The organism is Micromonospora sp. NPDC049645, assembly GCF_040675155.1.
Classification (GTDB): Bacteria; Actinomycetota; Actinomycetes; order Mycobacteriales; family Micromonosporaceae; genus Micromonospora.
Window position 1 is genome coordinate 403022 of the sequence record NZ_JBFAOI010000002.1, and the last position, 12579, is coordinate 415600.

The following is a 12579-nucleotide window of genomic DNA, read 5'->3' on the forward strand; positions in this document are numbered from 1 at the left end:
GGCTGACGGTGGCCCGGCGCCGCCCCGTCAGCGGCCCTGTAGGCGCTTCACGTTGTCGCCGAACGTCCATCCCTTCGACCCGTCCCAGTTCGCCGACCAGGTCATCAGGCCCTTGAGGCCGGGCACCGAGTTCCATGCCTGCGTGACCAACGAGGTCGACATGTAGCCACCGCCCGCCCCGGTCTGCGCGGGCAGGCCGGGGACCTGCTTGTCGTACGGCACGCGGATGGTGGTGCCCTGGATGGTCAGGCCGTTGTTCAGGCACTGCGTCTGCACCGTGAAGCCCTGCACCGTGCCCGCCGGGTACGAGTCGCCGGCGCAGCCGTACATGCTGCCGTTGTAGTACTGCATGTTCAGCCACCACAGCCGGCCGTTGTCCACGTACTTCTTGATGATCGGCAGGTACGAACCCCAGATCGAGCCGTAGACCACACTGCCGCCGGTGACGTAGGCCGTCTCCGGCGCCATCGTCAGGCCGAAGTTCGACGGCATCCGGGCCAGCACGCCGTCAATGATCCGGATCAGGTTGGCCTGCGACGTCGACAGGGTGTTGATGTTGCCGCTGCCGGTGAGGCCGGTCTCGATGTCGATGTCGATGCCGTCAAAATGGTAGGCCGTCAGGATCGGCACGATGGTGGCGATGAACCGGTCGGCGACCGCGGAGGAGCTGAGGTCGATGCCCGCGGCGGCTCCGCCGATCGACATCAGGATGGTGGCGCCGGCAGCCTTGGCCTGGCACATCTCGGCCGGAGTGGCGACCTTCACGCCAGCGTCCATGCCGTTCTCCCAGAGGACCGTGCCGTCCGAGCGGATCACCGGGAACGCCGCGTTGATCACGTTGTAGCCGTGCTGGTTGAGTCGGCTGTCGGTGATCGGGATCCAGCCGAGGCCGGGGTGCACGCCGTTGGAGGCGCCGTCCCAGTTCTCCCAGTAGCCCTGCAAGACCTTGCCGGTGGGCCGCGACTTCACCGCGCAGGTGCCCCCGGTCGGTGGTGGCGTGGTGGGGGGAGGTGTGGTCGGTGGCGGTGTGGTGGGCGGCGGGGTCGTCGGTGGCGGGGTCGTCGGTGGTGGCGTGGTGGGCGGCGGCGTACTTCCCGAGCACGCGCCGAGGTCACGCCACAACGACGGGGTCGCGGCGGGGTTCCAGCCGGCGCCGGGGTGCGCGGTGTGGGTGACCAGGGCCTGGTAGAGCCGGCCGGCGTAGGTGACCTGGGCGCCCGCCTGGTAGGTGGCGCCCTCGGCCCAGCCCGGAGCGGTGCAGGCGACCATCGGCACGGCGTTGGCCGACGACACGGCCGCCAGGCTGCTGGGAACGAAGGCGACGGCGGCCGTGACGGTCATCGCCGCCCCGGCCAGCACTGCGAAGATCCGACGGCTTCTCATGGCTCACTCCCCAGGCTTGGACGACCCGCGACCTCCACATATTGACGGCCGTGAAGTTTAATATCAAGGGTTGTTTACAGATTCCGGGAAGTCGGGTGCGGAGGTCTGGTGGGACTCCCGGCGTGGATCCGCCATTCAAGCTCCGGGTCTCGTCGCCGACGGCGCTGCCGACGCCAGGGCGCGCGCCGCGCAGCGGGAAGCCCGGACAACCTAACCTCCTAGGATGCTGTACGGGTTGTGACCCGTATCGACCGCGACGCTGTGAAGGCGGCCGCACACAGACCGGAAGCGTCGAGTCAACCGAATGGCCCGGGCGGAAAATTCGCGCCGAAGTCGGTAACCAAATCGGTGGCCCAGCCCGTCAGGGAGGTGACGGATCGCCACGGCGGCGGTCAGCCGAGGGAAGGGACACGGGACATGGGTGACGTCCGTGAGCGTTTCCGGGACGATTTGGCCCGCCACCCCGCCCCGCCGTTGGGTGATCTGATCCAGCAGTCGGTGGTGCGGGGCCGGCGACTGCGCCGCCGGCGCCGCCTGGCGCAGTTCGGCGCCGGCGGATCGGCGTTGGCGATGCTGCTCGTGATCGGCCTGGCCGCCGGGCCGCTCGGCGTCGGTGCTGAGGACGCCGGTCAGCGCGGCGGGCTGAACCTGGGTTCGTCGGGTGGGCCGGTCGGCACCGTCACGCCGCCCCCGGCCGAGTCACCCGATGCGGCACCGGGCGGGTCCGGAAAGGGCGCCGACGGGGGGAGGGAAGGAGGGCCCGCCGGGTTGGTGTCGCCGACCCCCTCGGCCACGGTGATCGAGAGGGTGAGGATCGGGGCGGGGCCGGGCGGCGAGCTGCTGACCACCACACCGCAGGCTGCCCTGGAACTGCTGACCCGGCTGTTGCCCAGCGGGAAGACCAGCGGTTACGCGAGTCTGCGGAGCGGCGGGGCGGGCGCCGGCATGCCGTACATCCAGCTCTACCTGGATCGAGGCGCTGGACCGGGCATGCTCCGGCTCGCCATCTACCAGGACGACCTGGGCGGCGAGCCGGCCCCGGGGACGGTGGAGCTGACCGAGGTACCCGACAACTGCGTACAGAACAAGATCGTCACCGTGCACCATGGCGGTGGCGTCCAGATCGATTTGATGATCGCCACCTGCCTGGCCTGGGAGGGCAAGGGACAGTCGCCGGCCCGGCCCGTCCTCACCGTGCGAGAGGCGACCGAGATCGCCGCCAACCCGATCTGGGGGACGAAGGTGCCGGCCGAGTTCGTCGTCGCCGGTAACAAGAGGTTCTCGACGCTGGCCGAGATCAATGGCTGACGAAGACTTCGTGCAGTTCGCCGAGGCGGTCGCTGGCCGTCTGCGTGACGCCGCGTTCCTGATGTGCCGCGACTGGCATCTCGCCCAGGACCTCACCCAGACGACGTTGGCCAAGGTGTACGCCAACTGGAGGCGGGTCCGCCGGGCCGACGACCCGCACGCGTACGCCCGCAAGATACTGCTGCGCTGCTTGCTCGATCATCAGCGGCGTCGCTCCAGCCGGGAGTTGGCGATGTCGGCGCCGCCGGATCGGGGCGAGGAACATCCGGCGGAGCTGCGCATGACGTTGCTGGACGCGGTGGCCACCCTACCGTTGCGGGACCGGGCGATCATCGTCCTGCGCTACTGGGACGACCTGAGTGTGGAGGCGGTCGCCGAGGTTGTGGGTGTCTCGACCGCGGTCGTCAAGAGCCAGAGCATGCGCTCCCTCAACCGTTTGCGCGAGTTGCTCGGCGAGACCCGTTCCGAGTTGTTCGCCGAGGAACGCCATTGACCGGTCCGGGCCGCGACCGGGCGCCGCGGATTTCGGTGGTGTCGGGCCGCCGAGCGGCCGTTGCCGCGCCCGTGGTGCGGGCGGCAAGGAACGTGCCACCACGCGTCGCCTCGAGCGCGGCCTGCGGTGGCAGATATCTGTGGTTGGGGAGGTCCATGGTGTACGTGTCGAGCGGCAGGACGCGCCGGGGCCGGATGCGCGGCAGCGGTCGAGGCTCGGTCGCCGTCGCGTCGGCGGTCCTGTCGGCGTTGGTGGTGTTCACCGCCGGGTGTCATCGGGGGGAGCCGGGCGTCGTCGCCGACGAGTCACACGCGGACGCGGAACGCGGCGATGCGAGCGTCCTGCTGGGGGCGGGTGATCTGGGTTCGGCCTGGCGTGAGGACGACGCCCGAACCGGTCTGCCGCCGTGGCCGTGGGAGCAGCGAAGTTGCCCCCGCTATCAGAGCGGCGACTACACGGCGAAGTCGCATCGACGCGCCGCCGTGCAGCGTTACTACCGGCCGTCTGACGGCTCGTCGTCCGCTCACCACGTCGTGGAGACGTACGAGCCCGGGTGGGCCGAGCGGAATGTCGAAGACGTCCGCCGCGTCCTGCTGCGGTGCGCGAGCTACCTGGTCCTCGGGTCGCAGGTCTCGTTCGACGTCGTCGATCCGCATTACCTCAGGGGCGCCGGCATGCTCATTCGAGGTCGCATCGCGCATCCCGGCAGTCCGCCCACCGTCACGTACTTCGTGCTGGTGAGGCGAGGCGAGACGGTCTCGACGGTCAGCCTGCCCGACCCGGGCAGCCAGGCCGCGGTGGACTCGGTCGCGGCGAGGGTGGTGGCCCGTCTTGGCTGAGCGTGCAGATCGGCGGCTGCCCCGCCGCTGGATCATCTCCGCGGTCACCGTGTCGCTCGCCGGCGTCGCGACGGCCGCCCTCGGTGCCACGCGTGGCGGTGACCACGACGAAACCGGCCCGGCGCCCAGCCCTTCCCCGGCCAGTCCGATCCCCACGACGCCGGCCGTCGACCGGATCGACCAGGCGAGAACGCGCATCAAGGCATACCTGCAACGGTACGACGGCCACCTGGCGGTGGCGGCGCTGGACCGGCAGGGAGCGGCTGCGGTGGCGGTCGGCAGCAGACGGTTCGAGACCGCCAGCATCGTCAAGGTCAACATCCTCGCGGCGCTGCTGCTGCGTCAGCAACCGCCGGGCAAGGCCCTGGGTTCGGAGACCCGGCGGTTGGCCGAGGCCATGATCGTCTCCAGTGACAACGATGCCGCGGTGGCCCTGTGGCAGAAGATCCAGGGCTTCCGCGGCCTCACCGCCGCGAACCGTACGCTCGGTCTGCGGGAGACCACGGCGAACTCGCACTGGGGACTCACCACGACCACGGCCGCCGACCAGCTCCGTCTGCTGTCGGCGCTGACCTCACCGACGGGACCGCTGACCCCGCAGGACCGCACCTTCATCATGGGCCTGATGAAGAAGGTCATCCCCGAGCAACGATGGGGAGTCACCGCCGCGCGGGTGCCGGCCAACAGTTCCGTCTACGTCAAGAACGGCTGGGACACCGTCGATGCCGACGGAGGTCGCTGGCTGGTCAACAGCATCGGACGGGTCGTCGAGCCCGGTCATGACTGGCTGATCGCCGTGCTCTCCGACCATCACGCGAACCAGCAGGAGGGGATCCGCGCCGTCGAGAGGGCTGCCACGTTCGTGCTCAAGGAACTGCGGGCGGCCACCGCCGGTGACGGACCCTCGCAGAGTTAGGCCGACCGTCGGGCAACTGCCCAACTGCCCGACGCCCGTGAACGGCAGGGTGACGGCAGGTCGACGTCCGTGTCGCCGCTGGCCGGCACCCCGGCCGTCGGCATTGGCGGGCGGTCGGGCCGGCGGGCGTCGACAATGGCAAGGGTGGCGCCCGCCTTCGTCCTGCACCATCACCGCAAACCGCGACCGCACTTCGACCTGCGGCTCGAGGAGGACGGTGTGCTGCGCTCCTGGGCAGTGCCTCGCGGCCTGCCGGACAGTCCCGGCCAGAACCGGCTCGCGATCGCCGTGCCCGACCACCACCTCGATCACCTCACCTACGAGGACGCGGACAAGTCGATCGCGGACATCGGCACGTGGGAGGAGCACGACCGCACCGACCGACGAATGCTCTTCACGTTGCACGGCCGTACCGGCCCCCGGCGATACGCGCTCATTCGCACCACCGAGGGGTGGCTGCTCCACCTGACGAAGGAGCAGCCACCACACGAGCGCGGCTAGCGATTTCGGGGTCCGATCGGGTCTCCGGGGAGCTGCCCGATGCGGGATCATCGTCGGTATGGCAGACATCCCGCTCCAGGTCCGCGCCCGGGTCCGCCATGAGCCGGACCGCTCCTACGCGGTCCTGGTCGAAGGCCCGGAGGGGGAGGTGCTGGTCGGAGTCACCCGCAGCCTCCGGCAGGTGCGCGGGGTGGCACGCGAGGGTTCGGCTCGCCTGTACGGCGTGCCCATGGACCGAATCGCGGCGGAGTGCGTAGACGTGGTGATCCCGCAGCCGCCCTACGGGCGCGACGGGCAGTGGGTGCGAATCGTCTCCACCGGGGACTCCGCCAGCGCGGAGGACGTCGTGGACCTCGGCGCCGCTGGACAGGCGCACTGGTTCGGCCACGAGGGCGCCTGGTTCGTCACGGTTGCCGGGTCCGGTACGGGCATCCATCCCAGCGAGCACCTCGACTTCGCCCCCGTCCTCACCGACGTGGAGGTCACCGAGCTGCGACGTTATCTCGCGCGAGCGGACCACCGTCGGTGACCGCGTCGGCGAGATTCGCCGCGACGGCCGGGGGCCGGATGGTGCGTTCGCCGAGAGCCAGCACCAGCGCCACGGCGCCGAGCAGCGTGCCGATCAGCACTGTGGCGCGCACACCGTGGCTCGGCAGGGCGAGGCCGCCGACGAACGCGCCAGCGGTGATGCCCACGTTGACCGCGGCGGAGACCGTGGCGGCGGCGAGGTCGGAGCGGCCGGGCGCCACCTGCAGGACGAGGCCGCCGAGCGCCGCGGTGAACGCGGCGAACGCCAGGCCGGCAAGCGCGATCAGGCCGACGGCCACCGACGGCCGTTGACCGAGGACGTACAGCCCGAGCAGGGCCGCCGACTGCAGTGCGACGGTCGTGACCAGGGCGAGCCACGGGTTGCGGTCCAGTAGCGCGCCGATGGTGAGGATGCCGAGCACGCTGGCGATGCCGCGTGCCAACAGGATGGCCCCGACTGACGAGGCGGAGAATCCGCTGACTTCGGTGACGAAAAGAGCGACATAGGTGTAGGCCGTGATGGCGCCGGCGGTCGCCAGGATGGCCACGGCCACCAACAACCAGAAGCGTCGGGCGTCGGGCGTCGCACCGCGCGCGGCGTGTCCCTCGTCCGGCCGGGTCGAGGGCAACAGCGTGGCCACCATGACGAGCACGAGCGCGCCGAGCCCGGCCACCGCCAGGAACGAGGCCCGCCATCCGGCGCGCTCGCCGAGCCAGGTGCCGGCGGGCACCCCCAGGGCCAACGCGACGGTGCCGCCGGCGAAGACGACCGCGACCACCCGCCCGCGTTGTGCGGGTCGGAACAGCTCGGCCGCGGCCGGCACCACCACGGCCCAGAACAGCGCATGGGTCGCCGCGGTGACCATCCTGGCCGCCAGCAGCAGCGCGAAGGTGTCGGCGAGCACCGTGATGGCGTTGCTGACGACGAAGCCGGCCAGGAGTGTCGACAGTAACCGTCGGCGCGGGACCCGGCGGACCAGCGCGGTCAGCGGGACCGAGGCGACCATCACCACCGCGCCGTACGCGGTGACGAGCATGCCCACCTGCGGTGGCGAGACGGCCAGGTCTCCCGCCATCGGGAGCAGCAGCCCGACCGGCAGTGCCTCGGCGGTGGTGTAGAGGAAGGTCCCGCCCGACAAGCCGATCAGCGCTCCCACTGCCCGCCCGCGTCTCATCAGACCTCCCGTCGTTGCCGGTGAAATCGGTTATGATGGAAACATGCTAGTGGCGTCCTTCGATGCGGGTCAACTGGTAAAGTGAGTTTCGATGGAAACGCTTGCGGGCGTGACGCGGATGCGACTGGTGGGCGGCAACCTCGCCCTGGACTTCACCAACACCCGTGCCGGGCCACCCGTCGGGTCCCCGGACGACGACGTGCTGACCGGCTACCCCGAGTTGGTCGCCTGGGGTGTGTACGCGGGCGCGCTCAGCGAGCCGGAGGCGGAGGTGTCACGCCGGCTGTCCCGCGATGACCCGGACGGCGCTCACGCCGCCTTCACGCGATCGCTGCGCATCCGAGACGATCTCGACGAGGTGTTCCGGGCGGTGGCCGCCGGCCAGAGCCCGAGCGGGTCCGTGCTGGCCCGGCTGCGAGACGACGAAGCGGACGCGCTCGGTCACGCCCGGCTCGATCGAGCAAGCACGTTCGAATGGACCTGGCGAGACGACCAGACGCTTGCCCGGCCGCTGCGGCCGGTGGTGCACGCGGCCGTCCAGCTTCTCACCACCGGCGCGTTGCACCGGATCAAGGGTTGCCGAGGCTGTCGCTTCCTCTTCCACGACGAGAGCAAGAACCGCAGTCGCCGCTGGTGCAGCATGGACGACTGTGGAACGTCCGAGAAGATCCGCCGCTACGTCGCCGCGCGACGCACCCGCGCGACGAGCTGAGCCCAGGCCGCTCGTCCCGCTGGGCTCGCGTCGGTCTGAGAGTGGCGCCGCGCCCCCGGCGACCCGGCGCCACCTCAATCTCGTTGGCGGCACTGTCTAGGTACGCGTGCTCCACTGTTGGTTGGCGCCGCCGTGACAGGCCCAGAGGTGCAGCAGCGTCCCGTTGGCCGTGCCGGAACCGACCGCGTCCAGGCAGAGGCCCGATTGGGCGCCGGTGACGGTGCCGTTGGAGTTCAGGTTCCACTGCTGGTTGGCCTGGCCGTTGCAGTCCCAGATGATGACGGCGGTGCCGTTGCCGCTGCCCGCCCCGCTGGCGTCCAGGCACTTGTTGCCGTAGACGGTCAGGGTGCGGTTGGCGGTGTGGGTCCAGCGCTGGTTGGTGCCGCCGTGGCAGTCCCACAGTTGCGCACGGGCACCGTTGGCCGTGCTCGAGTTGGAGATGTCGATGCAGCGGCCGGACTGGCCACCCGCGATCAGCACGTTCTGCTGGCCGGGCGGCGGGGTCGACGGCGGGGGAGTGGTGGGCGGCACGTCAGACCCGAACTGGGTGAAGAACCGCCACACCTCCTGCTTGACCCAGCTTCGCGCGCCGCTCTCACAACCGGCGCAACCGTCCACCGGACCCTGCTGGTGGCCGCCGTCGAACGCGGCCCAGACCACCGGATATCCGGGCTGGCAGGAGTAGGCGGTGGTGATGTGGGTACGGCTGCCCGCCGCCGGCTCGGGCGGATTCTGCGCGGCGCAACCGTTGTTCCGGACGAACCTGTCGCGCAGCGACCGTCCGCTCGGGATGTTGTCGTTGATGCCGTGAATCCCCAGGTACGCCACGGGCTGGGTGCCGCCGCTGCATCCGCTGATCGCCCCCGGGGCCGCGATCGCCGCGACCGCACGGAACACCGTCGGCCGGGAACACGCCAACGAGTAGCTCATCGCGCCGCCGTAGCTGAACCCGACCGAGAAGAGCTGGGTCGTGTCGACACAGAGGGCGTTCTCGATCACGCGGATCATGTCGTCGGTGAAGGTCACGTCCTCGCCGTTGGAGTTGCCCCAGCCGTTGTTGAGGCCCTGCGGGGCGACGAAGATCGTGGTGTTGTTCGCCTGCGAGAGCATGCCGTAGTAGGCCCACGCGGCTCCGTCGGTTCCACCGGACGCGACCTGACCGGCGGTGCCGCCCAGCCAGTGGTACCCGAAGGCCAGCCGGTGGGCGTAGGTGTTGTTGTAGCTGTCGGGCAGCCGAAGGATGAAGCTGCGGCTCTTCCCGCCGCTCTGGATGGTGTGGGTGCCGCTGTTGAGTCCGGGCGCCTTGCCGCAGCCGGCAGTGGTGGCCGCGGCCGCCGGCGCCACGGTCGTGACGACGTACATGCCGACGGCGATCAGAACCAGGACCGCCACGGCTGCCCCCAGCCAGGGGGCGGACAGTTTGCGAAGTGGCACAGCTGGGCCTCCTTGTGCGTGGATGGCTTGTGTGTGGATGGAGAGCCGGGCCTGCCGTTGCCCTCCCGGGAGCGTCGGCGGGCTCAACTTCGGCTCCATCGTTGGTTGGCCGCGCCGGTGCAGTCCCAGATCTGGATGCGCGTGCCGTTCGCCGTGCCGTTGCCGACGGTGTCCAGGCACCGGCCCGAGCCAACTCCGGTGATCGAGCCGTCGGTGTTGAGCCGCCACTTCTGGTTGGACTGGCCGTTGCAGTCCCAGATGATCACCGAGCTGCCGTTCGCGGTGCCGGCGCCGTTGACGTCGAGGCACTTGCCGCCGAAGACGCGCAGCTCCTGAGCGGCGGTCGAGGTCCAGCTCTGGTTGCTCTGACCGTGGCAGTCCCAGATGATCGCTGCCGCGCCGTTCGTCTGCGCGGCGCCGTTGACGTCCAGGCAGCGTCCGGAGGACGTGTTGCGCAGGGCCGACGTGCCGCTCGGTGGCGGGGTGGTCGGTGGTGGCGTCGTGGGATCGGTGCCACCGAACTGGGTGAAGAATTTCCACACCTCGCCCTTGGTCCAGGTCCTGGCCCCGCTGTCCCCGCCGCCGTCCACCGGGCCGGGGGTGTGACCGCCGTCGAAGGCGGCCCAGACCACCGGATAGCCGGATCGGCAGCCGGAGTAGGTGGTGGTGATGTGGGTCAGGCTGCCCGCCCTCGGTTCGGGTGGGCTCTGGGCGGTGCACCCGTTGTTCCGTACGAACGTGTCCCGCAGGGACCGTCCGGCGGAGACGTTGAGCACCGGGTCCCCGATGCCGTGGATTCCCATGTACGCGACCGGCTGGGTACCGCCGCTGCACCCGCTGAGCTGACCGCCCGAGTAGACCGCGACAGCGCGGAAGACACTCGGCCGGGAACAGGCCAGCGAGTAGCTCATACCGCCGCCGTAGCTGAAGCCGAGCGCGAAGCGCTGCGTGGTGTCGACACAGAGGTCGGCCTCGATCACCCTGATCATGTCGTCGACGAACGTGACGTCCTGACCGCCGGGGTTGGCCCAGCCGTTGCCGTTGCCCTGGGGTGCGACGAAAATGGTGCTGTTGTTGGCCTGCTGCCGCAGCCCGTAGTAGGACCAGGCCGCCCCGTCGGCCCCACCGCCGTCGACGTCGTTGGCGGTGCCGCCGTTCCAGTGGAATCCGAAGATCAACCGGTACGGGTGGCTCCTGTCGTAGTTGTCCGGGATCCTCAGGATGAAGCTGCGGCTCTGACCACTGCTCTGGATGGATCGTTGACCACTGGTCAACGTGGGCGCCTTGCCGCACCCGGCGGTCGCCGCGGCCGTTCCGATGTCCGCGGCCGAGGCGGTGGTGCTCAGGCCACCGGCCAGTGCCGCCGCGCTCACGGTCACGACGACGGCCGCCGTCGTCGCAAGAAGTCCAAGGATGGATCTACGTCTTGTCATGAAGGGGCTCCCGCCACTCGGCACGAACTGATTGGAGAAGGGGTCCACGGCAACCCGCGCACCGCCACGACACCGCCGGTCACCCGCGCCGACCACGTTCGGTCGCGGAGCGACCCCAGCGGGCGCGACGTGTCCACGGGGCCCGGCCGGCTCATCGACACAGGTTTCCGGCACTGGTCCCGCCGCCCACGCAGGACCAGTCGGTCGTCGAATCGATGGTGGCCACACCGTTCGCCCGAACGCCACGCGACCGATCGCCGGACGGTGCCGGAGCACCCGGCTCGGCGTCGAATCGATTCGCCCCGACGCTAGATCCGACAGTGAAAGATGTCAATGCCGTGTCCGGCAGGTTGCGACCCGGTCAGGCGCTCGTGAGATCCGCCGCGCCGAAGGAGACCGCGAATCGCTTGCACCAGATGGAGACGCTCCGGAAGTCGCGTGGATCGACCGACGCCGGTAGCTCGTACACCTGGTTGCCCTTGTTGCCCTTGAGTTTCGCCAGCTCGATCCATTCGCCGTCGTCGAACACCCGCCAGCCGGCCGTGCCTCGGATCACCGGTTGGTCGGTCAGCCACACCCGCAGGTCCGGGCCGTTCGACGTGTTCAGGTTGCGAAGGACGAGCTGATGGCGGCCGTCGGCGAGCCGGTGGACCTCGGCACTGCCGGTCGTCCGGTGCTCATGGGTGACGAATTCGCCGACGGTCAGGATCTCGGTCGCCGCCGGTGTGGCCGCCGAGGCCGCAGGGGCCGAGGTCGGGGTGGCCGCGGTCGGGGTGGCCGGTGTCGCCGCCACCCGGGGAAGCGCCTCGTCGACGTAGGTGTCGGTGAACAGCTTCCACGGCTGGAACCAGTAGAGGGCCAGAAGCGCCACGACGACAGTCGCGGCGAGGCCGGCCCGGCCCACCGGCGACCGGAGCACCCGTCTTCCCATCCCCGCAGCGTACGGCCGCGGATGTCGTCGAACGGGTCGCGAACTATTTCGAAACCCTTACGACGGCGTGCCGGCCAGAGCCTGGCCGCAGGGGCAGGCCCCCTGGTCCGTCGGCAAGGCTTGCACCGCGTCGCCGAGCAGGAGACGCAGGCGACCGATGTTCTGCGCGAAGACGGTGAACACCTCCTGCTGGGTCACGCCGTGGCCCACCTCGACACCCGAGTCGAGGTCGGTCACCAGTGACAACGCGGTGTAACACAGCGCCAGTTCGCGTGCCAGCACCGCTTCGGGGTGGCCGGTCATGCCGACGATCGACCAGCCCATCCGGCCGTACCACTGCGATTCGGCCCGGGTGGAGAACCGAGGCCCTTGGATGACGACCATGGCGCCGCCGTCGACCGGTTGCCAGCCCGCGGACCGGGCGGCGTCGAGGACCGTGGCCCGTCCCACCGGACAGTAGGGGTCGGCGAAGGGCACATGGACGACCCCGGGAAGTCGCCCGTCCGTGGAGGACTGCCCGTCGTGGTAGGTCTGCTCGCGACCGCTGGTCCGGTCGACCAGTTGGTCCGGTACGACGAGGGTCCCGGGGCCCAGCTCCGGGCGTAGGCCGCCCACGGCGCCCGGTGCGAGTACCTGGCGGACGCCGAGCGCTCGCAGCGCCCACAGGTTGGCGCGGTAGTTGATGCGGTGTGGCGGAAGGGCGTGCCGGCGTCCGTGCCGGGGCAGGAACACCACCGGTCGCCCGGCGAGATCGCCGACGGACAGCGCGTCGCTCGGCGGCCCGTACGGTGTGTCGACGGTGACCTCGGTGACGTCGTCGAGAAACTCGTAGAAACCGGAGCCGCCGATCACGCCGACCGGCGCGCGACCGGTCGTGCTGATCTCTCCTGCTGACATGGGTAACCCTCCTGGACGACGAGTGGAGA

Annotated in this window: 13 protein-coding genes; 7 read left to right on the forward strand and 6 right to left on the reverse strand. The window is 70.2% G+C overall.

The annotated features are described in order from the left end of the window. Positions 1-27 precede the first annotated feature (27 nt). On the reverse strand, positions 28-1383 hold the full coding sequence (locus AB0J33_RS07255; protein WP_363610854.1) for a glycosyl hydrolase family 18 protein: 1356 nt from the start codon (positions 1381-1383) through the stop codon (positions 28-30). A gap of 417 nt (positions 1384-1800) precedes the next feature. Here AB0J33_RS07255 and AB0J33_RS07260 point away from each other — a divergent pair, with 417 nt between their 5' ends. The 6 genes from AB0J33_RS07260 to AB0J33_RS07285 all read left to right on the forward strand — a co-directional run bounded on the left by AB0J33_RS07260 (position 1801) and on the right by AB0J33_RS07285 (position 5969). Then, the gene (locus tag AB0J33_RS07260) at positions 1801-2691 is read left to right on the forward strand and encodes a hypothetical protein (protein WP_363610856.1); all 891 of its coding nucleotides are present in this window, start codon (positions 1801-1803) and stop codon (positions 2689-2691) included. Next, complete coding sequence (locus AB0J33_RS07265; protein ID WP_363610858.1) at positions 2684-3184, forward strand: SigE family RNA polymerase sigma factor; 501 nt, start codon at positions 2684-2686, stop codon at positions 3182-3184. Before AB0J33_RS07260 ends, AB0J33_RS07265 begins: the two co-directional genes overlap by 8 nt. 155 nt (positions 3185-3339) lie before the next feature. After that, the gene (locus tag AB0J33_RS07270) at positions 3340-4023 is read left to right on the forward strand and encodes a hypothetical protein (RefSeq protein ID WP_363610860.1); all 684 of its coding nucleotides are present in this window, start codon (positions 3340-3342) and stop codon (positions 4021-4023) included. Beyond that, positions 4016-4939 (forward strand): serine hydrolase, encoded by a 924-nt coding sequence (locus AB0J33_RS07275; protein ID WP_363610862.1) that lies wholly within the window; start codon positions 4016-4018, stop codon positions 4937-4939. Before AB0J33_RS07270 ends, AB0J33_RS07275 begins: the two co-directional genes overlap by 8 nt. 135 nt (positions 4940-5074) lie before the next feature. Further along, positions 5075-5440 (forward strand): DNA polymerase ligase N-terminal domain-containing protein, encoded by a 366-nt coding sequence (locus AB0J33_RS07280; RefSeq protein ID WP_363610864.1) that lies wholly within the window; start codon positions 5075-5077, stop codon positions 5438-5440. A gap of 58 nt (positions 5441-5498) precedes the next feature. Further along, a complete protein-coding gene (locus AB0J33_RS07285) occupies positions 5499-5969 on the forward strand; it encodes a hypothetical protein (protein ID WP_363610866.1) in 471 nt (156 codons plus the stop codon). Here the strand turns inward: AB0J33_RS07285 and AB0J33_RS07290 are convergent. Next, positions 5923-7143: an MFS transporter gene (locus AB0J33_RS07290; protein ID WP_363610868.1), complete on the reverse strand. Its 1221-nt coding sequence runs from the start codon at positions 7141-7143 to the stop codon at positions 5923-5925. The two genes, AB0J33_RS07285 and AB0J33_RS07290, sit on opposite strands and share 47 nt — an antisense overlap. A 91-nt stretch (positions 7144-7234) precedes the next feature. Here AB0J33_RS07290 and AB0J33_RS07295 point away from each other — a divergent pair, with 91 nt between their 5' ends. After that, positions 7235-7855, forward strand: a complete 621-nt coding sequence (locus tag AB0J33_RS07295) for an ABATE domain-containing protein (protein WP_363610870.1) — start codon at positions 7235-7237, stop codon at positions 7853-7855. 96 nt (positions 7856-7951) lie between these two features. On the opposite strand, the gene AB0J33_RS07300 is transcribed toward AB0J33_RS07295, so the two are convergent. From AB0J33_RS07300 to AB0J33_RS07315, 4 genes are all read right to left on the reverse strand, one after another. Next, positions 7952-9289 carry a ricin-type beta-trefoil lectin domain protein gene (locus AB0J33_RS07300; RefSeq protein ID WP_363610872.1) on the reverse strand — a complete coding sequence of 446 codons (1338 nt, stop codon included), beginning with the start codon at positions 9287-9289 and terminating at the stop codon, positions 7952-7954. 83 nt (positions 9290-9372) lie between these two features. After that, positions 9373-10722 carry a ricin-type beta-trefoil lectin domain protein gene (locus AB0J33_RS07305; RefSeq protein WP_363610874.1) on the reverse strand — a complete coding sequence of 450 codons (1350 nt, stop codon included), beginning with the start codon at positions 10720-10722 and terminating at the stop codon, positions 9373-9375. 361 nt (positions 10723-11083) lie between these two features. Then, complete coding sequence (locus tag AB0J33_RS07310; protein WP_363610876.1) at positions 11084-11653, reverse strand: DM13 domain-containing protein; 570 nt, start codon at positions 11651-11653, stop codon at positions 11084-11086. A 57-nt stretch (positions 11654-11710) separates the two neighbouring features. Further along, positions 11711-12550 (reverse strand): S-methyl-5'-thioadenosine phosphorylase, encoded by an 840-nt coding sequence (locus tag AB0J33_RS07315; protein ID WP_363610878.1) that lies wholly within the window; start codon positions 12548-12550, stop codon positions 11711-11713. Between the last annotated feature and the right edge of the window lie 29 nt (positions 12551-12579).